This is a genomic window from Kitasatospora sp. NPDC059088 (assembly GCF_042738155.1).
In the GTDB taxonomy this organism is placed as follows: domain Bacteria; phylum Actinomycetota; class Actinomycetes; order Streptomycetales; family Streptomycetaceae; genus Kitasatospora.
This window is the reverse complement of the sequence record NZ_JBHYGR010000024.1, coordinates 1-21,135: the sequence shown is the minus strand read 5'-3', so window position 1 is coordinate 21,135 and position 21,135 is coordinate 1. Positions and strand designations below refer to the sequence as shown.

At 71.9% G+C, this 21,135-nt stretch carries 25 protein-coding genes; 10 read left to right on the top strand and 15 right to left on the bottom strand.

The window, feature by feature from the left end; genetic code table 11:
• The first annotated feature begins 8 nt into the window (after positions 1–8).
• The 4 genes from ACFWXO_RS13585 (at position 9) to ACFWXO_RS13570 (ending at position 3,429) form a co-directional block, all read left to right on the top strand.
• Positions 9–500, top strand: coding sequence for a tetratricopeptide repeat protein (locus ACFWXO_RS13585; protein ID WP_380523899.1), 492 nt, complete (start codon positions 9–11; stop codon positions 498–500).
• The gene (locus tag ACFWXO_RS13580) at positions 497–1,855 is read left to right on the top strand and encodes a hypothetical protein (protein WP_380523897.1); all 1,359 of its coding nucleotides are present in this window, start codon (positions 497–499) and stop codon (positions 1,853–1,855) included. The genes ACFWXO_RS13585 and ACFWXO_RS13580 overlap by 4 nt, the downstream gene beginning before the upstream one ends.
• Positions 1,856–1,866: 11 nt before the next feature.
• Positions 1,867–2,394: a hypothetical protein gene (locus ACFWXO_RS13575; protein ID WP_380523896.1), complete on the top strand. Its 528-nt coding sequence runs from the start codon at positions 1,867–1,869 to the stop codon at positions 2,392–2,394.
• A gap of 195 nt (positions 2,395–2,589) precedes the next feature.
• Positions 2,590–3,429, top strand: a complete 840-nt coding sequence (locus ACFWXO_RS13570) for an alpha/beta hydrolase (protein WP_380523894.1) — start codon at positions 2,590–2,592, stop codon at positions 3,427–3,429.
• Positions 3,430–3,599: 170 nt separating this feature from the next.
• Here the strand turns inward: ACFWXO_RS13570 and ACFWXO_RS13565 are convergent, their stop codons facing one another.
• The 3 genes from ACFWXO_RS13565 to ACFWXO_RS13555 form a co-directional block, all read right to left on the bottom strand.
• Complete coding sequence (locus ACFWXO_RS13565) at positions 3,600–4,835, bottom strand: XRE family transcriptional regulator (protein ID WP_380523893.1); 1,236 nt, start codon at positions 4,833–4,835, stop codon at positions 3,600–3,602.
• 340 nt (positions 4,836–5,175) lie between these two features.
• Positions 5,176–5,388, bottom strand: a complete 213-nt coding sequence (locus ACFWXO_RS13560) for a DUF397 domain-containing protein (protein ID WP_380523891.1) — start codon at positions 5,386–5,388, stop codon at positions 5,176–5,178.
• A gap of 27 nt (positions 5,389–5,415) precedes the next feature.
• Positions 5,416–6,240, bottom strand: a complete 825-nt coding sequence (locus ACFWXO_RS13555; protein ID WP_380523889.1) for a helix-turn-helix domain-containing protein — start codon at positions 6,238–6,240, stop codon at positions 5,416–5,418.
• A 266-nt stretch (positions 6,241–6,506) separates the two neighbouring features.
• Here ACFWXO_RS13555 and ACFWXO_RS13550 point away from each other — a divergent pair, with 266 nt between their 5' ends.
• From ACFWXO_RS13550 to ACFWXO_RS13525, 6 genes are read left to right on the top strand one after another with little or no spacing between them, the layout of a single operon-like run.
• On the top strand, positions 6,507–7,175 hold the full coding sequence (locus tag ACFWXO_RS13550) for a hypothetical protein (protein WP_380523887.1): 669 nt from the start codon (positions 6,507–6,509) through the stop codon (positions 7,173–7,175).
• Positions 7,172–8,149, top strand: a complete 978-nt coding sequence (locus ACFWXO_RS13545) for an ATP-binding protein (protein WP_380523885.1) — start codon at positions 7,172–7,174, stop codon at positions 8,147–8,149. Before ACFWXO_RS13550 ends, ACFWXO_RS13545 begins: the two co-directional genes overlap by 4 nt.
• A gap of 12 nt (positions 8,150–8,161) precedes the next feature.
• Entirely contained in the window at positions 8,162–8,515 is a 354-nt protein-coding gene (locus ACFWXO_RS13540; protein WP_380523884.1) for a hypothetical protein, read from the top strand.
• 12 nt (positions 8,516–8,527) lie between these two features.
• Entirely contained in the window at positions 8,528–9,070 is a 543-nt protein-coding gene (locus tag ACFWXO_RS13535) for a hypothetical protein (RefSeq protein ID WP_380523882.1), read from the top strand.
• Positions 9,067–9,402, top strand: coding sequence for a hypothetical protein (locus ACFWXO_RS13530; RefSeq protein ID WP_380523880.1), 336 nt, complete (start codon positions 9,067–9,069; stop codon positions 9,400–9,402). Before ACFWXO_RS13535 ends, ACFWXO_RS13530 begins: the two co-directional genes overlap by 4 nt.
• On the top strand, positions 9,389–9,799 hold the full coding sequence (locus ACFWXO_RS13525; RefSeq protein WP_380523878.1) for a hypothetical protein: 411 nt from the start codon (positions 9,389–9,391) through the stop codon (positions 9,797–9,799). The genes ACFWXO_RS13530 and ACFWXO_RS13525 overlap by 14 nt, the downstream gene beginning before the upstream one ends.
• Before the next feature lie 73 nt (positions 9,800–9,872).
• Here the strand turns inward: ACFWXO_RS13525 and ACFWXO_RS13520 are convergent, their stop codons facing one another.
• From ACFWXO_RS13520 to ACFWXO_RS13465, 12 genes are all read right to left on the bottom strand, one after another.
• Complete coding sequence (locus ACFWXO_RS13520; protein WP_380523876.1) at positions 9,873–10,382, bottom strand: hypothetical protein; 510 nt, start codon at positions 10,380–10,382, stop codon at positions 9,873–9,875.
• 47 nt (positions 10,383–10,429) lie between these two features.
• Positions 10,430–11,308 carry a replication-relaxation family protein gene (locus ACFWXO_RS13515; protein WP_380523875.1) on the bottom strand — a complete coding sequence of 293 codons (879 nt, stop codon included), beginning with the start codon at positions 11,306–11,308 and terminating at the stop codon, positions 10,430–10,432.
• A gap of 322 nt (positions 11,309–11,630) precedes the next feature.
• Entirely contained in the window at positions 11,631–12,380 is a 750-nt protein-coding gene (locus tag ACFWXO_RS13510; protein WP_380523873.1) for a winged helix-turn-helix domain-containing protein, read from the bottom strand.
• Between the two features lie 537 nt (positions 12,381–12,917).
• On the bottom strand, positions 12,918–13,934 hold the full coding sequence (locus ACFWXO_RS13505) for a single-stranded DNA-binding protein (RefSeq protein WP_380523871.1): 1,017 nt from the start codon (positions 13,932–13,934) through the stop codon (positions 12,918–12,920).
• A gap of 258 nt (positions 13,935–14,192) precedes the next feature.
• Positions 14,193–14,963 (bottom strand): hypothetical protein, encoded by a 771-nt coding sequence (locus ACFWXO_RS13500; RefSeq protein ID WP_380523870.1) that lies wholly within the window; start codon positions 14,961–14,963, stop codon positions 14,193–14,195.
• 256 nt (positions 14,964–15,219) lie between these two features.
• Positions 15,220–15,705, bottom strand: coding sequence for a hypothetical protein (locus ACFWXO_RS13495; protein ID WP_380523869.1), 486 nt, complete (start codon positions 15,703–15,705; stop codon positions 15,220–15,222).
• Between the two features lie 115 nt (positions 15,706–15,820).
• Positions 15,821–16,720, bottom strand: coding sequence for a hypothetical protein (locus ACFWXO_RS13490; RefSeq protein WP_380523868.1), 900 nt, complete (start codon positions 16,718–16,720; stop codon positions 15,821–15,823).
• Positions 16,717–17,280 carry a hypothetical protein gene (locus ACFWXO_RS13485; protein WP_380523866.1) on the bottom strand — a complete coding sequence of 188 codons (564 nt, stop codon included), beginning with the start codon at positions 17,278–17,280 and terminating at the stop codon, positions 16,717–16,719. The genes ACFWXO_RS13490 and ACFWXO_RS13485 overlap by 4 nt, the downstream gene beginning before the upstream one ends.
• A 224-nt stretch (positions 17,281–17,504) precedes the next feature.
• Entirely contained in the window at positions 17,505–18,182 is a 678-nt protein-coding gene (locus ACFWXO_RS13480; RefSeq protein ID WP_380523864.1) for a hypothetical protein, read from the bottom strand.
• A 158-nt stretch (positions 18,183–18,340) separates the two neighbouring features.
• Positions 18,341–18,901 carry a hypothetical protein gene (locus tag ACFWXO_RS13475; protein ID WP_380523862.1) on the bottom strand — a complete coding sequence of 187 codons (561 nt, stop codon included), beginning with the start codon at positions 18,899–18,901 and terminating at the stop codon, positions 18,341–18,343.
• A 162-nt stretch (positions 18,902–19,063) separates the two neighbouring features.
• Positions 19,064–19,783: a hypothetical protein gene (locus tag ACFWXO_RS13470; protein ID WP_380523860.1), complete on the bottom strand. Its 720-nt coding sequence runs from the start codon at positions 19,781–19,783 to the stop codon at positions 19,064–19,066.
• A 113-nt stretch (positions 19,784–19,896) separates the two neighbouring features.
• On the bottom strand, positions 19,897–20,805 hold the full coding sequence (locus ACFWXO_RS13465; RefSeq protein ID WP_380523859.1) for a hypothetical protein: 909 nt from the start codon (positions 20,803–20,805) through the stop codon (positions 19,897–19,899).
• Positions 20,806–21,135 lie beyond the last annotated feature (330 nt).

Genomic DNA, 21,135 nt, shown 5'->3' with positions numbered 1-21,135 from the left:
GAGCCCCAATGACCAGCACCACACCCGACGGCAACGCAGCCCAGCGGCGCCCCGGTCTCCTTCGCCGGCTGCGCACCCGACTGCACAAGAACCCCTTGGCACCCGCGGCCGCGCCGACGGCTCCGCCTCCCCGCCATGCCCCCACACCCCCGACCGCGACGACTGTCGCCCGGCTCCACATCGCCACCGCCGTTCGGACCGGCCGCCTCGCCGACGCTGCCCGCCTGTCGGCCCTGCACGTCGACGACACCGCACGCCGCTTCGGTGCCGACCACCCCTACACCGCCGAGGCGCTCGAAATCCTCGGTCAGGTCAGCGCCCTCACGGGAGACCACCAACGCGCGCTGACCTGCCTCCTGCAGGCCGCCCACCACCGCGCCGTCAGCCCCATGCTCGCCACGCCAGACCCGATTCCGGGTCTCGCACAGAGGGCACTGGCCTCCTCCACCGCCAGCCACGGGCCCCGCCCGCGCCACCTCGCCACGGCGACGGCCCGATGAGCCTCAAGCCCGAGGTCCGGCGCGGCGGCGGCCTTCCGTTCGGCATGGTCGCCAACCTGTGGATGTGCGACCCGCGGTACTCCACAAACGCGCGCACCCTCTACGGCATCCTCGTCAGCTACGCCGACACCCAGGGTCGCGACACCACCCTCGGCCACCCCTACCGGCGGGAGCTCGCCCGCCAGCTCGGCGTCAGCCTCTCCACTCTCGACCGGACCCTGGACGAGATGGAGGTGGCCGGCATGGTCACCGTCGAGGAACGGATGGACCCGCTCAATCCCGGCAACCACGACGCGAGCGTCTACCACCTCCACGACGCCGGGGTGATGTGGCAAGGCACCGTCACCTGGACCGACCCCCTGCCGCCCGGCGTCAAGGCGGCGGACGTCGCCAAGGCCCACCGCGAGCAGCGCCGTGAGGCCAAGCGGAAGGCCGGGATCGTGCCCCGGGGCGGCGTCCCGAAGGGCGTCAGCACCAAGGCGCTCAAGGCCGCCCGAGCCAAGGGGGGTAGCAGCACCGGTGACGCCACCCCTGGCAGCACCGGTGCTGCGACCCTGGCAGCACCGGTGACGCCCAATATCTATAGCCCTGTCCAGACCCCTTCTCCAGACGCCTTCCGGACGGCCGAAGGCCAGGTGACGGGTGGTTTCGCGCGCGCAGGCGCGCACGAGGATCCCGTCCCCGGCGGCTTCGCCGCGACCGGAACCAAGACCAGCCCGCGACCGAAGACGATCCGCACCACCACCGCCAGGCTCCTGCCGGGGGAGAGCGACGCCTACACCGTCCTGGACACCCTGCGCCTGTGGGAGCCCGGCCGAACGCCGAAGATGATCCGCGACCGCGTCCGCGACCTGCTGCGCTGCGGCCGTACCGCCGATCACGTCCAGGCCCGCGTCAACGCCGGCTGGTTCCGCGCCCAAGCCCCGGAGCGGATCCAGCTCCCCGAATGGCACCCGGACGCGATCAAGCGCCCGGTCGGCTACCTGGCGACCGTCCTGGAGATGGGCCACGACTGCGACTTGCCCGACTGCGAACGCGGGCTGCTCCTCACGACCGGTCAGGAGTGCACGGCCTGCGGCCTGCGCGAAGCCGAGCGGCTCGCGGCCCGAGCCGCCGCCACGCTCTCCGCCGACACCGACGCCCTGGACGCGGCCGCACGCACCAGGCCCGTCCGGACCGAGGTCCCGGCCCCCGGCCCGATCATCCCCGACCAGGCGGTCACCTGGCGCTGCGCGATCACCTCGTGCGGGCGACCCGGACGAGGAACACCGCCCGAACTCCCCCTGTGCACCGACTGCCTGGACACGGCGCAGAACGCAGTTCGCCCGTCCGGGCGCACCGGCAGCTCCGCCTGATCCCGGCCTCGTTGTCCACACGCCCAAAGACCCCGCCCACCGAGCACCTGGAGGACACCGTGCTGATCCCGGACCGACTGCCCGCCGTCGTCGTCGCGCTGCTCCTCGTGGCCGCCGCGGTTCTCGGCTGGCGCCTGGCCGCCAAGGCCTCCAGCAGGCCGCCTGTTGCATCGCTGCGCAGCGATCGCGCTGCCCACTGCGCCGTCGCCGCACCGCCGCGCCCGACCGCGCCGCCCGTCCCGCCCGCGTGGTACCGGCTGGCGTGGACGGACACGCAGCAAGACCTCATGGCCGGCCGTACAGCCGCCGCCCGGCAGCGCGCGGGCCGTCTTGTCGTCGCGAGCACGCACGTCTTCGGCGCCGATCACATCTACACGCGGTGGTCCTGGGACCAGTACACCGCGACGGCCGCGGCCCCCGCCGCCGAGCCCCCGGCGCAGTGGGTCGGCGAACCGCTGGACGAGTTCGAGACCGTTCTGATCCCCGAGGCCTTCCGGGACGGCCACCGTCGGCAGGCTCTGCCCGCAGGCCGGGCGTGAACCCGCTCCACACGGCGTCCCGATCACCGGGTCACGGGCCAACGGCGTTCCGCTTCCCCTCGCCCCACGGTGCGATCCTTTCTTCCTCGCGACCTGGACCGTCGCGGCCTGACAGGCCAGCAACGCGCGCTCCAGCAGGGGGACGCACTCCCGTGCGCCCTCCAAGGCCGCGCCCCACGCGGCTACCATCCGTGCATGACTGATCACGAGACGGTGTTCTCTTCGCTCGACGGGATCCAGCTGTGCGGAACCGTGAGGGAGCCTCAGGGCGAGCAGCGCGGCTTGGCGGTGCTGGTCCACGGGGCCGGCGTGACTCGCCACGAAGGGGGCTTCTTCGACCGCCTGGCCGCCGGAATCGCCGCCGCCGGAATCAGGAGCCTGCGCTTCGACCTGCGCGCCCATGGGACCTCCGACGGCCGGCAGGAAGACATCACCATCGCCGGCGTCGCCAACGACATCCGGGCCGCCACCGACCACCTCCGCGCCGAGGCGAGCACCCGGATTCCGGTGCACGTCATCGCGGCCTCGTTCTCCGGCGGCGCGGCAGCGATGCATGCCGCGGCCCGGCCCGACGAGGTGGCCAACCTGGTCCTGCTCAACCCCAGGCTGGACTACAAGGAGCGCTACATCACCTCCCGCCCATACGTCAGCGGCGACTACCTCCAAGCCCAGGCCGCCCTCGACCTGGAGCGCCAAGGCTTCACCGAGCGCTCGCCCTTCGCCCTCGGCCGGGCCCTGCTGAACGAGGTCCAGCTCATCGACCCCGACGCCTACCTGGCCAGGGTGGTCGCCCCCACGTTGATCGTGCACGGCACCAAGGACACCTTCGTCCCGATCGAGTCCTCCCGCCGCTACCGCACCGCCTTCGGCGGACCCACCACGCTCTACGAGCTGGACGGTTCGGAGCATGGATTCGCCGTCCATAACGACCCCGGCTACGCCCACCCCCAGACCAAGGCTTGGCAGGTGGAGGTCATCGACCGGGTAGCGCACTTCCTCGGCTGCTGGCCTGGGGCAGATCCGTCCGCGGCCTGACTTATAGGAGTTGCCGGTCTGCTGGCGGGGACATCAGTCGACCGCGAGCCTGGCGTTCCAGGCCATCGTGAGGACAACCGCTCCCCACTGCACGCCGAGCCGCGGCTCCTTCGCTTCCACCGGCGCCGTGCGCGCCCTGCGGACGGCGCCGGCCGTCGCTTGCTCCAGCGTTACGCCGATGCGGCCGGCGGCTGCGCGGGGCGGGGCGCCGGAATTCGGGCCTCACGGACGGCCTGGCGTAGCTGACGCACCGCCGGACGGCGGGCGTGGCCGGCCAGCCGGGCGGAGGTGCGCTGTAGCTCGGCGAGCGCCCTGCCGAAGCCCGCCCCGGCGGCGATCGCCAGCGCGTCCATCCCAGCGCGCGCGGCCTCGTCGGGCTCGTTAGCGTCGGCGAGGGCACCGGAAAGTGCCGCGGTGAAAAACGCCTGGTCCCGGGCTCCGAACGTCGCCGTGTCCAGGCAGGAGCGGAACTCCTCGACCGAGCGGGCCGCCTGGTCGGACTCGCGGTGGCAGAGCGCGCTCTGTGCCATCAGCCGCTCCAGGGTGTAGGCGTCGCCCAGTGGGCCGCTGCAGGTGGCCGGACCGGTCGGCGGGGGAGCGGCGACGATCGCTTCGCGGGCCTGGTCGAGCAACCGGTCGACCGGATCGCCCCGAACGCCGGTCAGGGCCAGGGCGCGGGCCTCCTGCTGCAGGGCTTCGGCGCGGGGACGCAGCGGCAGCGACCAGGGCCCGGAGTGCGCGGCGTGGGCGAGGTCGCGCATGCGGGCGGGGTCGTCGTCGGCGGCCTGCGCCTTGCGTAGCAGCACGTATGCGTGGAGTGCTCCGTCGCCGCCCATGGTGGCGAACTCGACGGCGCGGTCGTGCCAGTAGGTGGTGTGCTCGGCCGGCGCGCCGGAGTCCCGGTAGAGCCAGGCCGCGAACTCTGCTGCCCGGGCCCCGAGGAGCAGCAGCTCTCGGCGTAGGGGCGCGTGAGCTTGCCGGGCCGCGTCAGCGACGTCGGTAAGGATTGCGAGCGTCCGGGGGAGCGATTCCCGCGGGCCGAGAAGCGAGTCGGTACGGGCCGCATCGTCCAGCGCGGTCCGGAGAAGGGTGAGCTGCGAGTCGGCTGGTTCCCCGTCGGCTGCGGGTTGCGGCCGCCGGCCTGGCGGTCGCGGGGGCCGTGCGAAGCCGAGGCCCTCCAGCGAGGTGTCGAGCAGGTCCACCAGCACCCTGCGCGCGGCCCGGTTTGGCCAGCCCGGGCGGATGGACTCCCACCGGCGGACCTGGCGCACCGAGATGCCCAGCGGCGTCCCGAGCGCCCGGGCCCGGATCTCGAAGGCCTCGGCGAACTCCTCCTGGGTGTGGAAGCCCACCCGGACCCGGGCTGCGACGAACAGCGGGTTGCCGACAGCAGCGGCTTCGTCCATCCGCCCTCCCCTCCAATCCCCGCCTGGCGCCTGCGGGGCAGCGCGCCCCAGTATCCCGGGGCGAGCCCTGATCTGTCCGGTGATCTGACCTGGACTCACCCGCTGGACGGGCGCTGGACTGGGAGCAGACAGTCAGGCGAGAGGACCGGCCGTGGAGCACCAGCGCGCGAGAACGCCTTCGCGCGGGAGTGCCGGCCGAATCGGCCTCCGCGTACACGGCCGTGGGCGCCCGCCTGCCTTCGGGGACGACCGCACATCGGCCGCGGGGGGAAGGCTGAGGGGGCGGGGAGCAGTGGCGCGATGCCGTCGTCCCCGCCCCCTCAGTGGTGCTGGGGCACTGTTACACCTCGAACGTTCGGGCGAACGATACGAACGCTGTCCACATCGGCGTCGAGACGCTCAGCGTCGGGCCGGCAGGGTCCTTCGAGTCGCCGATCTCGATGTGGTCCGCCGCGGTGCGGTCGCGGCGCCAGCGTACGCAGCTGCCCTGCTGGCCGCTGTAGGAGCTGGTGGTCCACTCGTCCGGCGCGAGACGAGGGGGGTGGTGCGGCATGAGGGTCCTTCCGGGATGGATCTCGGGTCACAGGGCGCGGGCGCGCTCTTCGAGGTAGGCCCGCGATGCGCTCGGGTCGAGCGCAAGCTCGGTGAGCTGCTCGGCGGCGCGGCCGTACAGCGACAGGGACTCGGGGTCGTCGAAGTAGGAGGTAGTGACCAGGCTCTCGACGCAGGCGAGCTCGCCGCCGTCGGGGAAGGTCAGCCTGGTGAAGGCGCCGTCCAGGCCGACGTGGGGCCGCCCGGTCGGCAGGATCCGCAGGTCGACCTCGGGGCGGGTGAGCAGATGGGCGATCTGCTCGCGCATCACATCCGGGCCGCCTACGACGGTGTCGAGCGCGGCCGAGTTGAGGACGACCGTCAGAGCGCTGGTGACGACCTCCTGACGGTGCATGCGGACGGCGACCATGTTCTCCACGCGCCCCCGGCCGCCGGGAATCACGCCCTCGCCCGAGGCCAGGAGGGCCTCGGCGTAGCGCCTGGTTTGCAAGCGGCCGTGCACCAGCAGCGGCTCCCAGGCCCAGGCGGCCGACGCGTCCTTCTCCAGGCCGAGGTAGTCCTGCAAGGCCAGGTGCAGCGAGTAGTTGGCCCACCAATCCGGCTTGGCGAGGTTGACGACCATGTCCTCCATCGCGTCGCGGCGCACCTGGTCCTGCACGCCGTAGAGGTCGAGGAGCCCACGGAGCAGGCTGACTTCGAGCTTCACCCGGCCCGACTCGACGCGATTGATCCTGTCCACGCCGACGCCAACCTGCGCGGCCACGGCGGATTGAGTCAGTCCGCGCTGCTCGCGGAGCCGGCGCAGGACGCTGCCGAAACGCGCGCGGCGGTAGGTCTGGGCGCTGGTTGCCACGGTTGGGTCCCTCCTGCGGGTGTGGGTCACAGTCTGCCCGGTTGGGCCGGTGGGGTGGCGCGTGCCGGTAGGTACCGGCCATCCGCGAGGTGCTGGAGCGGCAGAGTCTGCCGGAGGGATGTCGCGATTTCGCGAGCATAGCGGTTGACTACTCGCGATTTCGCGAGGACAGTAAGTTCCGCTTGCTTTGAGTGATCACATGATCGCTATCCGCGATCTGTGGTGCCGGTCGGCCTGCCCAGGCCCGCGACGCGGCTGGAGCCCTGATGAACCCCACTACGCGACCGCAGTACACAACGGTCCCGCCCACGCCCCATGCCGAACCGATACCGGTCCGCCGAGCCGGCCACCCCCTCAACTCGGGCGCGCGATGGCTCCTCCACGGCCAGGACCTCCAGGCCTGCACTACGGCATGGCAGACCCCCCATGGCCAGGCCCCGATCGAGCCCGGCGCCCCGCGCTACTGGGACGCGATCCGCGTTCACGCCCGACTCGGCGACCTGGCGCTGCATCACCTCGCCGTGGACCACCAGCCGGGACCCGTCCTCGACACCGGCGCCGACCTGGTCTTCCTCGTCCCGGCGCTCTTCCACGACTGGAACACCCTGCTCACCGGCATCACCGTGGTGCAGAACAAGTGCTGGAACTGGGGCCGAAGCCTGACCGCCCACCTGGGTCCCAACAGCGCCCCTCTGCCGTGCCCGCAGCCCGGTATCCCCCACCGCAAGGGCGCACGCTGGTTGGTCGAACCGGACGGCAGCGGGACCCTCACCTTCACCGGGCAGCTCGCCGTCGCCCTGCACACCGCCTATCCGGCTGCCATCGCGCCGACCCATCGGCCCCCCGCGCAGACCACCCCCGAGCCGCAGGCCGCGCAGCGGCAGAACAACCTCGCCGCCTTCTTCAAGCGGCCGCACCCGCAGGAGGCGTCATGACCGCTACCACTGCCCTCCAGCCCCCGAACACCGCTCCCGCTACGGCCTGGCGCCTGACCAACGCGACCGAACAGAAGGTCAGCGCTCTCCGCGCGACCGCCCTCACCTACCTGCGCACCGCCCTGGCGGCCCAAGGACGCGCTCACGACCCCGACGCGCTGTTCGGCCCCGAACTCGTTCTAGCCGAACTGGTCACCAACGCGATGCGACACGGCGACGCAGGGCAGATCGACATCCTCATGGCCGTGGAAGTCCCCCACATCTGGATCGCCGTCAGCGACACCAACGGCGCCGCCAAGCCCGAGATCAACCCGGCCGCACCCGGAACCCTCCCCCGTGGCCAGGGAATGCGCCTCGTCGACGCCCTGACCTGCGCCTGGGACACCATCCCCCTCGGCGACGGCAAACTTGTCACCGCCGTGTGCCCGGTCCCGGACCTCGACCGGAGCCGCCCGGAACCGGCGATCGCGCACCAGCGACCCGCGCCCTCGTTGACGCCGAGCCATGACGGGATGGCCTGGCTCACCCGCGCCTGCCCGGTCGACGCGCGGGCGTCCCTCGCCGCCCGATGGAACCGCGGTGAGAACTCCCCGCTCCCCATCGGCGCGCTGTTCGACGCCGTCGCGATGAACGCCAAGCACGCCGTTGCCGCGCTCGACCACCTGAGTACGCACGGCCTGACGCCCGGACCGGTCCTCGCCCACTACCCGCCGACCGGGCCGGAAACCGCCTACTTCCTCATCCCGCCCGGCTCCCGCTGGCCCGACATCGAGGGAACCCACATCGTCGCCGAGGGCCGAACGCTGCTCTGCCCGCGCCCCGGCAGTACCAGCAACGAGCGAAAGTGGCTGGTCCCGCCCGACGGCAGCGGCCACCTCACGGACCCCGCACACCTCGCCGACGCCCTCACCACAGCCATCGCTCCCGCCAACCCCGCCGTCCTGCCCGCGCCCGCTGCCGGCCGCCGACCCTGACCAGGAGAAACCGTGCGCGTCCCACCCCCCACGAGGCAACCCGCCACCCGTCCCGGCCGACCCCGGCCGGCCGCGCCCACCCGGCGCCCCGCCACCGAGGACCGCCAGTGGAACGGCGCCGAGCCGCTCGGCACCAACCGCTTCCGCCTCGCCGACGGCACCACGCTCAGCGACCCGACCGACCGCACCGTCGCCGAGCTCACCATCGGTGACTGGGTGCTCCTCGACGGCACACCGTGGTACGTCCGGGACCTGCGCGCCCGACCGGACAGGGGAAAGATCATCCACCTCGAAGGGCGGGAGCCCGACAGTCGCAGCGCCAGCGACCCCATCAAGGTCTTCACTCGCACCGCCCGGCCCGCCTGAGCCACGACGACCATGACCACCACCCAGCCGCCGGCCAGCCCCCTGCCGACCACGCGCCGACGCACCCGGCCGACACTGCACCCGGCCCTCTACCTCGCCCGCACCCTCGACCGCCACGACCGCGATCGTGCCATCGTGGCCTGGTCCGAACCCGGCACCCTCCTGGCTATCCCCACCGGACAGGACTGGGACACCGCCCGCATGCCCGTCGCCACCGGCCTCGCTGCCCTCGCCCGCCTCCAAGCCGAGCACCGCCCGGACTACCTCGGGCCCGTTCTTCTCGACGCCGCCACTGAGGTCACCTACTGGCTGATCACCCGCGGCACCGCCCCCGAGCACTGGAGCGCGCTCGGCCCCGGCATCTGCCTACTTCCGCCCGGCACCACGGTGGACATGCCCGACCCGAGCCCCGACCGACTGCCTCCGCTCACGACCCAGCCCGAGCCGGTGCGCTGGCTCCACTGGCCCGTCGCCACCTCCACCCTGACCCCGGCCGTCTGGCTCGCCTCCACCCTCACCGACCTGGCCGCCGCACCGCTGGCAGGGACCGCATGAGGATCTACACCTCGACCATCAAGAGCACCCACACCACCGGAGGACACACCAGGACCGTCCTGCGCGTCACCTACCACGCCACCCCCGGCCCGGCGCTGCGCCACCTCCGCCGCACCCTGCGCGCCACACTCCAGCGAGCCGATGCCGTGGCGGAGATGGCACTCCCCGACTGGTTCGGGGGCAGGGACGGTTACGACACCGCGATCCGTTCGCTCCGGCGGGGTGGGCAGGTCCGGCTCACCCGCCACCAGGGAACTCGCCGCCTGACCATGACCGCCACCACCCGACGCCCGTTCAGCGCCCGGCAGGGGGATTACCGTGCCCTCAGCTGACCCCCGGACCCTTCCGCCACTGCGCCCGGCCGGCATACCCCACCACCGCGGTGGCCCCCAGGTCCTGGTCGCCGTCTACGCCACCTCGCCCCGGGCCCGGGCAGCCCCTTCCACCCATGCCGTCGGGCGCCTCGAAGCGCACAGCCGGTCGTGGACCGTCGGCACCCTCTTCCACGACACCGCGGGTCAGCGGCCCCTCCGCTGGCAGCGCATGATCAAGGAACTGCGGGCACGGCGCTTCGACGGCATCATCATCCAGGAGCTCGTTCTCCCATACGACCAGGACTACTGGGCCCTCCAACACGCCGTTCAGTCCAGCGGGTTTGCCCTGGTCCTCGCCGACACCCGCCGAGGCCCGCACACCATCGGCATGACCCCCGAGACGTCGACGGCCTGACCGCACGTCGCCGAAACAGCTGTGGCCGGGACCGCACCCACGGTCCCGGCCACAGCCGTCTTTCTGCTTCTACTCAGCGGGCCCCCGCCGGTACCACCGACCGAACGGCCGCAAGAACCCGGCGCCACTGCTCCCCCTGATCGGCCGGCGCAGCATCGAGACGCCACCGCTCCAGAAGCCCCACGTAGGACTGCTGCGCCTTCACCGCGTCCTGGACGCGATCGGTCGTAAGTCCCGCCACGTTCGCCCCAGCCTGCACGCCGGAGAAGACGACTGGGCCGTACAGCCAGTACGAGTCGAACCCCAAGTCGGCTCCCCGCCACGCGCTCGCCAGCGCCGTCGCCAGCACGTTCGGCCGGCACAGCACATCCCGCCACCGCGGATCGTCGTCCAGCCCGGCCTCGAACTGACCAACCCAGGTCACCGCCTGCCGGTGGTAGAACGACGGCGCGGCCAACCTGCCGGCCTCGCGGCCTGCGCACGCGAGCAGCCGCAACGCCTCACGCTGCTCGGCACCACCGTCGGGGACCTGCTCCTCCCGAATGGACAGGTCGGTGCCGATCACCAGAACTGAGACTTCCATCGTCCTCGCCTTCGTCGTCGGAGCGACCGGTCGGTCGTCCAGGGGTGTCACAGCTCAGCCCAACCGCACCGCGGCCGCTGCGGATCCGCCAGCGACGCCCACACCGGCGCCGACGGGCCCTGCTCCTCGATCTCCTCCAGACTGGCGACCCCGGCGCGCACCGTCTGAAGCGTCCGCTCGACCAGCGGGCTCGTCTGGGCGAGGGCCTGCAGGTCACGCACCCGGTTCTGCCGCGCCGTCGGGCCGGCGCCGGTCAGGACGAACAGGATCCGGGGGAAGTTCGCCGGGTAGTAGTGCTGCCAGGCCGGGATCGCGGACTGGGCCTGGACACTGCGCTGATGCCTGACCGGAACCGGGAGCAGCTGGTGGAACCGGGCGTAGGCCAGGAGTTTGCTCGCCAGCGCCTCCGACGACATCGTGGCGCGGTCGACCTCGATGAACGCCCGGTGCAGCGCCCGGGACGGCTTCACCACCGTGTACCTCATCAGTGCGTCGGCGATCAGTGCGTCGGCGCCCTGCTCGACCACCCGGTGGTAGATCTCCGGGGACCAGTCCAGGTAGCCGTACTCGTCGCCCCGCCGGCGCGCGTCCTTCAAGAACGCCAGGTGGGTGTTGAGTACTGCGAGGCTGTGCTCGCTGCGCATCTTCGCCTCGAATGGGTCCTCCGGTGCCGGCGGGCTCGTGCGGCCGGCCAGTTCGTCCATGGTCTCGCCGATCGAACGTCCCCGGTCGGTGAGGTACCAAATGCCCTGCCGGCCCTCCTTCAGGGCGCGGTCGACGACCCCCTGCTTGCGGAGGCCGTTCAGTCGGCGCCGCGTCAGGTCGAGGGAGACGTCCGGGCTCACCAGCTGGTGGAGTTGCTCGGCGGTCGCGAGCCGGTGCAGGTACAGCGCGCACAGGAACGGCCGGTCGTAGATGCTGCTCATGAGTGCCTCGGGGAGTCCTTGGTGATCGTGTTCAACTGAGACAACCCCGCGGTTCTTACCGGAATCCTCCCCACGGCCCGCAGCCCGCGTAACGGATCCGCATCACCTGCTGGTGAGTTTGCCGGTGAGTCCGATGTGCCTCACCGCTGGTGCCGCGGCGTGCTGGTGAGTTTGACGATCGCGGTGGTGAGTTCGCGGTCTGCAGCACCGGTCGGCCTGGTGAGCTTCTGCTGTTTCAGCACGTCAGGAAGCTGATGGCTCGACGGTCGCCCTGGTGAGTTTGCTCGGGCGGCGCGGCCGCGGTCAGACGTCCGTGCTGGCTTCAGTTCTCCGGCTGCCGGCCGCCGGCGTGCTCCTCCTCGAGGAACGCGAGGATGCGCTCGACGGTCCGCTCGGACTTGCCTCCGAGTGCCTGGGCGAGCTCGGCCTTGGTGAGGCCGGGGTTGTCGGAGAGCAGCTGGCGGGTCTTGTCGACCCGCTCGATGAAGTCGCGCCGCGGCTGGCGGGTCCCGGGCTCCTCTCGGCCGACGGGCCGGCCGTGGCCGTGGCCCGTCGCGTGCTGGGGAGTCCGGTTGTTGTTCCAATCCATGAGGGTGCGATACCGCCAGAGCCGGGCGCCGGCGATGTCGAACTCGTCGTCGGGCTCGGGTCCCACCGTCTTGGCGCCGCCGCTGGGCGGGGCGATCAGCCGCAGCCAGGTCGACCAGGCCGGCCGGTCCTTCTCGGGGATGGCCGCGTAGGCCTCGTACCGGTCGAGTAGGTCATCGCCCTGGAGCCTCACGCCGGGCTTCAGCTGGGGCACCTCGCCGGCCTTCTGCGGAAGCAGGATGTCGGGGTCCCGCGACAGCAGGGGGATCTCCTGCTTCGCGCCCTCCTCCAGCTTCATGTTGCTGATCTGGACCTTGAGCTGCTCGAGGTCGTGGATGCGGACTTTGGCGGCGGGGCTCTGCAGGTACTTGACGCTCGGGGGGAACTTCTTCCAGGGCTGGACGGTGCGGTACCGGCTCAGGCTCAAGCCGTACAGCTCGGCAGCCTTCTTGTCGTCCGCGGGGATGGTGCCGGCGGGGATCATCGCTAACTCCTTGGAGGGGTGGGTCCCCAGGACTCCCGGAGACAGAAAGAAGGTACCACAATTTAAAGCCGACGCGGGGCTGTGGGGCGGCGGCTTCTTCGGCCGGCGGCCGGCGACTGGACATCCGGCCGGCCGCGGCTGATGAGCTCCCTCAGTCGCAGCATGCCGCAGGGTACGTGGCCGGACCCCCGGCCGCATGACCGGAGCGGGGGCCGACTGCGGGTGACGCCCCTCAGTGGGAGGTGTGCCCGCGGGGGAGTCTCGCGGCCTTGCCGAAGCCAGGGCGCCGTGGCCTCCTAGGCGTTCGCGCCCTGCTGGTCTAACCGGGTGCACTGGTGAACGAGGGCGGGGCGTCGCCCGGTCTAGGCTCACGGGTTCGGGGCATCACCCGCGGGATCCGGCGGTCGGCCGGATCCCGCCGGCGACGTGGTCGCGGACGTCGACGGCTCGGGGCGAGCGACATGCGCCAGGCCCGGGCCGCGGCCGGACGGACGGCCAGGGGCTGCTGGCCGGGCCGCCCGGCGGACGGCTGGGTTTTCAGTCGAGAAGCGGGCCGAATCCGTCGGCGTGGAACAGGGTTGCCGAACGGGGGATGCCGTCGTCACCCCGGTAGTGACGGACCACCAGGCGGCCGCGTACTGCCACGCGGTCGCCCCGGCGCAGGCCCTGCTGGAGCGCCCGGGTGCCGAGCTCGCCTTCGAGCCGGCAGACGAGCAGATCGGGTACAGCGGAGAGGTGCTGGCGGAACTCCTCGTCCGGCAGGAGCTGGAGGCGGGTGGCGAGGCCTCCGTCGTTCTCGCGCTTCTGGTCTGCCGCCTGGTGCAGAGTCCCGGTGACGATCAGCGGAGCGGCGCGGGGCATCAGGATGCTCTCGCGGTTCTCGGCCTCGACGGCGGTGCCACGGATCGCCGTGCGGGCGCGGCTGCCGTGGTCGCGGTTGGCGTCGGCTCGCAGTGCGAGCCACACCGATTCCACGTCGTCGGCCAGGGCAGTGGCGGACTCGATCGCCTTGAGCAGCTCGGAGGAGTTGAACCTGCGGTTCACTGCGCGCAGCCGATCGCGCTCGCCGGTGATCTCGTCCAGCGCGCCCTTCACGACGTCGCGGCAGCCGCGCCAGATCCGCTCGTGGCGGAATCCGCCGCAGCCGTCTTCTCCCTCGAGCACCGATAGCGAGCAGCCCCGCCAGGCGGCGGGCTTCGTGTCCAGTACGAAATCCAGCAGGCACGTGACCTGCGCGTCGTGACGCGCGCTCTTTTCGTAGGTCCACAGGTAGGTCGGTTCGGGCGCGCGGCTGAGGAGGTAGTCGCGCAGGGCGGCGGCACTCGCCTCGACCTCGCCCTGGCGCAGTCGCCCGAGGTACAGCGCGAGCGCGGCGCACTGCCACGGGGGACTGCCCTGTGGCGCGGCCGGCATCGCCAGGGACAGGTCTTGCGTTCCGAACGGCAGCACGAACCTGGCGTTGAGCACCAGCAGGGTGGGGGAGTGCGGGTGAATCTGGACGTGGGTGCGCTCGCCGACGGCGGGCTGCGCTTCGGTCGTCACGTGGGCGGACATCGTGGGCCTCCTGGTGGTCGTGGGTCCGGGATCGAGAGCCGGGCGGCGGAGCCACCGCCGACCGGGTGTCGAACCGCACGGTTCGACAGAAACAACCATACCACAATTACATGTTGCCCATGGTGGGAGTTGGGCGCCCTTGCCGTCGCATCGTGCGGCCGGCCGTCGTGGATCGCCGGGCCGGCCCCGGCCCGGCAGGGCCGGACTGGAAGTCGCCGAGGCGTTCCCAGCGTCGTAGCGCCGGGCGTTGCCGGGAGCTCAAGTGGCGGTGGGCTGGGCGGCGGCGTCGTGGCGGGCGGCTTCGTCGCGAAGCCGGAGCTCGGTGAGGGTGATCCGGTGGATGACGCCCTTGCGCTGCTCGCGCAGGATCGTCACGTCCTTGCCCAGGTGCTCCCGGATCTCCTGCTCGCGCCGCTCGGCGTAGGCGAAGGCCTCCGGGTCGGTCCGCAGAGTGCGCACGAACGCGCCCTTGCCACCCCGTACGCACATACCGCGGCAGTTGTTGTGTCCATGGCCATCGCGATACAGCTGCGGGATCTCGATCCCGAGGGCTCGGGCCTCCTGGAACAGCTCCTCCTTGTCGGCCGGTCGCTCGTCCCATTCGGCGAGGGGGAAGACCACTGGCCAGGGCGACCAGCCGCGCACGATGGGCGGCATTCGGGCCCGGTCGTGCTTGGTGCCCTCGATCCCGACGTAGAGCACGGTGTCGCCTGGGTCGCAGTTCGCCTCGACCCAGTCCCGGCATGGCTTCTGCTTGAGCCAGTAGCTGCACGGCGCGAGCCGGTTGTTGCCCAGGTACCTGACGTCCAGGAAGACGTCCCACGGGTCGCGTCCCTGGGGGTCGGCGACCACAGTCAGCGGGATCTTGAAGTGATCGGCGACGTCGTCGGCGAACCTCCACAGGTCGGGGTGCTCGGCGTGCGCGTCGGCGATCAGCAGCACCAGATCGCTGGTGCCGTATCGCGCGGCGACACGCAGGGCAGCGGCGAATGAGCCGATGCCCGCGCTGAACTGCACCACGTGCTTCATCTTGTTCCCCTTCGGCAATCGAGGGGCCCGCGATCCGGGGACTCCTCGGTGATCGGCTGTCGGTGTTCCGTGATTCGGTCCGGCCGGCTCCGCCCGCGGGGCGGTGGGGGCCGGCTGGCGGCCGCGTCGAGCCGGTCGTCGGCGGTGGAGACTGCCGCGACCGGTCGCGGGAAGGCCCCCGTTGGGGCCGTCGGTGGCCCGGAGGTGCGCCCGACCAGCCATGCGGAGCACCGCAGGACCGGTCGGGCGGTCGGTATCAGGAGCTGAGAGCGCGTCGTTCGGCGGCCGACATGGCGTGCACGGCGGTCGCGGCGGGCCAGCGTCGTCCGTCCGACCCGCTCACCAGGAACGTTGACCCGCCCGTCTCCACGACTTCGGCCACGGAGACCACCTGCTTCGCCTCGCCGTCGTCGTTCGTCACGAGAACCCTGTCGCCAGGGCGGAAGAACGGCTCGTCGAGGTGCCCGCCGAAGTGGCTCAGCAGGGTGCGCACCCAGTCGGGCACCCGGTCGACGGTGAGGTCGGAGCGCGACCCGCCGACGCCCGGGCCGTGCTCGTCGCGCAGCTGCCAGAGCGTGCCGTACTCGTCGGTGCTGACTTCGAGGTGCAAGGAGACCCCGCCGAGGCGGACCGGGATCTCGACCGAATACTCGCCGCTGCCGGTGTGCACGACGCGGGCGGGGATCTGCGAGGTGTCGAGGTGGAACCAGAGGAGATCGGCGTACTGGGCGGAGCTGGGCATGATGCCTCCGTTGGGGATCGCGGATCGAGCGGCCGGAGGGGCGCCAACCCCTGCCGACGGATAGAAGTATACCGCATTTCGGTGCCATTTGAGGGTGTGTCGACTCGCGAGCAGATCAGCTGCGCCAGGGTGCGGGATCCGGGTGCTTCGGGTAAGCCGCCAGCACGGGCACGCCGAGACGGATCGCCTCCCGTTCGCGTCTGGTGGCTCCCAGCCTGAACACGTACCGATGGGCACCTCGGTGTCGGACCGTCCGCGCCCCCACCTCGTCCAGGGCACGGCGCAGCCAGGCGCGCGGATCGGCCTCCGCCCGGAAGGGCGAGGCGCCGAGCCGAGCGAGCTTCTCCTGGACGTACTCGCAACCCTGCTCCTGGCGGCGCACCTTCTGTGCCGAGCGGTCGTTCAGCACGGTGCCGTCCGGCAGCAGCTTGATCGACCGCGCAACTGCGCGGCCCGTGTAGACCGCATTCGTCGCCTGGTAGATCGTGCCGACATGCCCCACGGCCACCAGCCGGCCGGCCGCGTCGCGACGGGGAACCGGATCCGCGAACGAGACCACCCCGCGCACGCCGACCGCCAGCAGGCCCTCGAAACACCTGGCCAGGAACCAGCTCTCCGAATTGGCCGGACATTTCGTGCGCAGTACGAACCTAGAGCACTCCAGCGCTTCGGAGTGGGGCCGAAGTTCGGGCAGTGCGTGCGTCAGCACCCGGGGGCCAGCTGGCACCCCGAACACGGCCACCCCGCACAGGCTGCGCCCGCCCTCCGAGACGTCGAAGAGGCCAAGCCGGCGGACTGCCGCCGGATAGGTACCCGAGTAGTGGTGCCTGACCACGAACTCCTTCGCCTCCCGCTCCTCCACGGGGGCGACCTCGAAATTCCGGGCGTCAAACCCGCCCTCGCTCAGGTGCCGCCACGAGTGCCGCCGCCCCTCCCACCGCTGGCACCACGGCGACGCGGTCGGAATCTCGGGCAGGTCCTCGAACGGCAGCTGCTCCTGGACGGACCGCGTCACCGCAGCCGCCCCCGGATGGCGGCGCTCATGCTGCGGAAGGCGCGGACCGGGGTTGCGTTGGCAGCTGTGGATGCCGTACGGCAGATCCGGCGATACAGCAGCTTCCACCAGGGCGCTGCCTTGGCCGTACCCGGGACGAATGAGGGGATCCACACCGTGTCCTGCGCCCTGCGGAACTGGATCAGGCCGCCAAGCCCGTCCGCGGCCGCGAGCGCGAGGTGCTCCTGGCCGTCCGTGAACAGCAGATGGTCGCCGTCGGGCGCGATGACACGCCAGGCGCGGTCGCCGGAGCGTTCGGACGGCGCGTAGAACACCGTCGTCCCCTGCACGGTGATGTGTAGCGGGATCGTAGAGCGGGTGTTGGGTCGCTCGACGATCCCGCGGTGCGGGGTGTCCAGGTCCACGCTGACGCGCAGCGTGTTCCCGTCGACGTAGACGAAGACGAGGGCGCCGGCCACCTCGAGGGCCGGCCAGCACAGCTTCCCCTCCTCGTCACGGTGAGCGGGCCAGAAGCGGGCGGTGCGGTGGTACTTCTCGCGAAGGGCGTTCGAAACTGGCATGGCGAACTCCAGAGTTGACGGGGCGCCGACGGTCGGTCGGCGGGGGAAAGGGCCGTCGGGCCCGCAGGCCCGACGGCGGGGCAAAGAGGGTCAGGCGGTCGGTGGGCTCGCGTGGAAGGAGCGGTTCACCAGCCCCGCTCCCCCGCTGGCCGCGAGGTGTCCCGGACGGTGTCGTGACGGTGGTGCCCGCCGGATTCGGGGTCCGGAACCGGCGGGCACCTGGGCTACTGCGGGTAGCCGGGAATCAGTTCGCGGATCTTGTCCGGGCTGACGCATCCGCCGGGGTGGCGGGTGATGCTCGGGGGATTCCCGTTGCGTCCGCGCAGGTGGCTGAAGTAGCGGGAGCCGACCCAGCCGCACAGCATGCATTCGGCATCCACCGGGTTGTCTGAGCCGGGAAAGCCGGAGCGCCGCCGCCAGAAGTACTTGGCCATCGTGGTGTCAGCCGCCTCGGCGGCCTTGATGTTGCGGGGAGTCTGGGGGACTCGCGGGTGCAGGAGAGGCACCTCGCCCACCGGCAGGACCGGCTTCGGCTCGGCGGCGAATGGCGGCAGCGCGGTGATGTTCCCGTCGGCGAACTCGTTCGCGACACGGGCGGCCGCCTTCTGGACGCCGGGGACGCCCTTCTCCGGACGGCCCACATTCAGCTCCCCCCGGCTGGTGATGATGATCCAGTCGCGGCCCCAACGGAGGGCGAGGGCGGCGAAGATGCCGAACTCGGGGCCGACGTAGATGGGGTAGCAGTGATCGCCGATCAGCTCCCCGATCCGGTATGCCGGGGTGGTCGTGCTGGTTGTGGTTGCCCCCTGTCGGATGTACTCAGGGTCGGTGTCGCCAGAGAGGGGCGGTTCACATGCCGGGTCGTCGCCGGTCGGGACCCGCGGCGGGTGGGTTGAGGACATGGAGTCTCCGTAGATGAGGTGAGATCGAGTGGTCAGGAGGGCGCCAACCCATCCAGACAATAAGAAGCATACCACAATGGCATGCCGACTGTGAGTGTGGATTCACGGCCCGGCTGCTCGAAGGCGGGCTTGCGGGCCCGGTGATGGGGCGGGGTGGTTCAGGCTGCCGGGGGGCTCGCGTAGAAGGAGTGGTCCAGTGCCGGTCGCGTGCTCCATCCGGCCTCGTGCAGTGCGGCCTGGGCGGCCTGGGCCTGCCTGGATGCTTCGGCGGAGGCGAGACCATCCGGCCCGTGCAGTCCGACGTACGGGGGGCTGGTCACGTCGTCGAAGAGGTGGCTGGCGACGTAGCCCCAGAAGGCCTCGGCCGGGCCGAACCGGTGAGGCGTGAAGCCTGCGCGCCACAGGACCTGGTGAAGGTGGCCGAGCGTGCCGCGGCCTCGGGGGAGGCGTCGCGGCCGCAGGTCGATGCGTGCGACCGGGCGGCCCTGGTCGTCCAGGCGGTCGGGCGCCGCGGTCCAGTCGCTGCCGCGCAGTGCGGCCAGGATCAGTCGCATGCGCTCGGGGTCGGTGTCGCCCGGGAGGATCAGCTCGTAGACCAGGTCTCCAAGCACTGCCGCGATGCCGCAGTGCCCGATGCCCGCGTCGCTCAGAACGCGGTGGATCAGCGTGCCGTGCAGGTCGCTGCCGGTCGGGAGCTGCGGCGGTTGGGTCGAGGACATGGGGTCTCCGTAGGTGGGGTGAGATCGAGTAGCCAGGAGGGCGCCAGCCCGCCTTGACAAAAACAAGCCTACCACAAGTCAATGCCGCCTGGGGGTGTGGGCTCCGCGGGCCCGACTGCACGGAGGCGGGCCCGCGGAGCCGCGCTGGGAGCCGACGGAAGCTCAGGCGACTGGCGCGGTGGCGTAGAACGAGTGGCCCAGGCTGGTGCTGATGGCCCATCCGGCCCGCCGCAGCGCGGCCTTGGCCGCCTCGACCTGCCGGGCGGACTCCTCCCTGCCGTCCCGCAGGTCAAGGCCGACGGGGCCATGCATGCTGACATGGGGAGACCCTTCCGGTTCCCCGGCGGGCAGGGCTGCCCGGTAGCCCCAGAATCCCTCGTCCATGTGGAAGCCGTACGGCGTGAACCCGGCGAGCCACAGATCCCGGTCCAGGCGGCCGAGTGCGCCCTCACGCTCCCTGCCTCGTGGTGCCGAGAGGTCGATCCGCACGACCGTGAGGCCGGGCTCGTTCCGGTCCGGCCGGCACCACCAGTCGCTGCGCCGGAGCCCGGACAGGGCCTGGCGCAGGACCGCGCTGCCGCCGAGGGCGGGAAGGAAGAGGCTGAAGCCGGCACGGTTCCTGCTCGCCCGAAGGCCGTGGTGCACAACGCCTGCGGCCTCCAGGGCCTGGGCGATCCGGGGCGCGTACCGGGGGTCTGCGTCGCAGCAGGGCTCGGCGGGATAGCGCAGCGGGCTGCGGAAGTCGACCGGCAGCGGCGAGCAGACGGGCTCGTTGCAGCAGGCCGAGTAGCCGTCGAACTCGGCGTCGAACTCGCAGTCGTCGGGCGCGGTCGAGCCGCAAGCGGTGCAGTGCTCGGGGATCGTGGGCTCGTCGTCGGGCATCGCTGGTCCTCCTGAGGGGGTCGAGTGGCCGGGCCGGGCGCCAACCCGCCCCGACAGAAATTGGTGACCACATTTCCATCTTGCCGCGGGGTGTGGTCGTCCCCAGGCGGCGGTCAGGACCCGTCCGGGCGCCGGAAGCCTTCCGGCAGGTACTCGGAGTGGTACTCGACCACCGCCGGGCCGCCGGGCCGCGGCGGCACGTACCGGCTGGACTTCACCAGGCGCGGCACGGATCGCTCCCGGCGGGTGACCCGAAGCGCGACCGCGGCCCCCTCCATTGAGAAGAACGGCTGCATGTCCAGGTCCGGGCGCTGCTCAAGCAGCTGTCCGCCGACCGCGCGCAGCTCGCGGGAGAAGCGGCGGCCCAGCGGATCGTCCGCCGTCGGGCTGTGCCGGGGGAGGATGACCGCCGCGTCAGGGTGCCACTGGTCGGTCAGCACCCGGTTCCACGGCGACGGCAGGAGGGCCGAGACCTCCGTGGCGAGCTCACCGGCGTGGGTGAACTCCCGCAGCGCCTGATCGGTCACCGCGCCGATCGTCACGGCGTCCCACGGGCCGGTGAAGGTGATGCTCCCGCCGCTGCCGGCACTGCCCAGGGTGATGCCGAGGCGGTTGTCATGAAGCCACGCGTGTGCGTGGCCGAAGGTGACGAACAGCCCGGGGTCGTCGGTCCGCTGCTCGTGGAGCCCCACATCGAGGTGCCGCGCGACGTCCGCCGGGTCCACCCGGGTGCCGCGGGCATCGGGGAGAGCCGGGCTGTTGCGGACCAAGAAGGCCAGCACGCGCGTCGCGACCGGCAGTGCGATGCCGGGGGAGAACCGCGCGGTGCAGATCCGGGCCGCATTCGTGGGGGACGGGGCGAACGGGGCGGCCTGGAGCGCGCCGACCGTGCTGTCTCGCGTGAGCAGCGCCAGCTCGTATCCCCCGGGGAGGGCGGTCCTGGAGCGGTGCCGCGCCGTGGTGATGTGCCCGGCCAGGCAATCGGACAGGGCGGTGAAGAAGGCATCGGGTGCCGTGGGCATGGAAGTCTCCGAAGAGTGGCGGTGCGGGCGAGGGAAGGCGCTGAGGGGATGAGCAGGCTGCAGGGCTCGTCACCCCCGGCAGCCCGGAGCCGATAGGGCGGGCCGGCGCGGATCCTGGGCCGGACCAGCACGGGCGCCGGGGCGCGGCGAAGGCTCGGCAGGGTCGGGTCGGTCTCGACTGTGGTGGCGTCCGGCTCGCGGATTCTCCGTCGGCGGGGTGGGGGGGGGGCGCCCGCCGCGGGGGGAGGCGGCGGCGGCCGCCGCGCCGCAACCCCAGGGCAATCAGCACCAGGCGCAAAACGACGGCCAGGGGGGGGGGCGCCCGCGGGC

Coding starts and splice junctions, on each gene's coding strand:
- ACFWXO_RS13585 (WP_380523899.1), top strand. CDS start 9: ATGACCAGCACCACACCCGACGGCAACGCAGCCCAGCGGCGCCCCGGT.
- ACFWXO_RS13580 (WP_380523897.1), top strand. CDS start 497: ATGAGCCTCAAGCCCGAGGTCCGGCGCGGCGGCGGCCTTCCGTTCGGC.
- ACFWXO_RS13570 (WP_380523894.1), top strand. CDS start 2,590: ATGACTGATCACGAGACGGTGTTCTCTTCGCTCGACGGGATCCAGCTG.
- ACFWXO_RS13565 (WP_380523893.1), bottom strand. CDS start 4,835: ATGGACGAAGCCGCTGCTGTCGGCAACCCGCTGTTCGTCGCAGCCCGG.
- ACFWXO_RS13560 (WP_380523891.1), bottom strand. CDS start 5,388: ATGCCGCACCACCCCCCTCGTCTCGCGCCGGACGAGTGGACCACCAGC.
- ACFWXO_RS13550 (WP_380523887.1), top strand. CDS start 6,507: ATGAACCCCACTACGCGACCGCAGTACACAACGGTCCCGCCCACGCCC.
- ACFWXO_RS13545 (WP_380523885.1), top strand. CDS start 7,172: ATGACCGCTACCACTGCCCTCCAGCCCCCGAACACCGCTCCCGCTACG.
- ACFWXO_RS13535 (WP_380523882.1), top strand. CDS start 8,528: ATGACCACCACCCAGCCGCCGGCCAGCCCCCTGCCGACCACGCGCCGA.
- ACFWXO_RS13530 (WP_380523880.1), top strand. CDS start 9,067: ATGAGGATCTACACCTCGACCATCAAGAGCACCCACACCACCGGAGGA.
- ACFWXO_RS13520 (WP_380523876.1), bottom strand. CDS start 10,382: ATGGAAGTCTCAGTTCTGGTGATCGGCACCGACCTGTCCATTCGGGAG.
- ACFWXO_RS13515 (WP_380523875.1), bottom strand. CDS start 11,308: ATGAGCAGCATCTACGACCGGCCGTTCCTGTGCGCGCTGTACCTGCAC.
- ACFWXO_RS13510 (WP_380523873.1), bottom strand. CDS start 12,380: ATGATCCCCGCCGGCACCATCCCCGCGGACGACAAGAAGGCTGCCGAG.
- ACFWXO_RS13505 (WP_380523871.1), bottom strand. CDS start 13,934: ATGTCCGCCCACGTGACGACCGAAGCGCAGCCCGCCGTCGGCGAGCGC.
- ACFWXO_RS13500 (WP_380523870.1), bottom strand. CDS start 14,963: ATGAAGCACGTGGTGCAGTTCAGCGCGGGCATCGGCTCATTCGCCGCT.
- ACFWXO_RS13495 (WP_380523869.1), bottom strand. CDS start 15,705: ATGCCCAGCTCCGCCCAGTACGCCGATCTCCTCTGGTTCCACCTCGAC.
- ACFWXO_RS13485 (WP_380523866.1), bottom strand. CDS start 17,280: ATGCCAGTTTCGAACGCCCTTCGCGAGAAGTACCACCGCACCGCCCGC.
- ACFWXO_RS13480 (WP_380523864.1), bottom strand. CDS start 18,182: ATGTCCTCAACCCACCCGCCGCGGGTCCCGACCGGCGACGACCCGGCA.
- ACFWXO_RS13475 (WP_380523862.1), bottom strand. CDS start 18,901: ATGTCCTCGACCCAACCGCCGCAGCTCCCGACCGGCAGCGACCTGCAC.
- ACFWXO_RS13470 (WP_380523860.1), bottom strand. CDS start 19,783: ATGCCCGACGACGAGCCCACGATCCCCGAGCACTGCACCGCTTGCGGC.
- ACFWXO_RS13465 (WP_380523859.1), bottom strand. CDS start 20,805: ATGCCCACGGCACCCGATGCCTTCTTCACCGCCCTGTCCGATTGCCTG.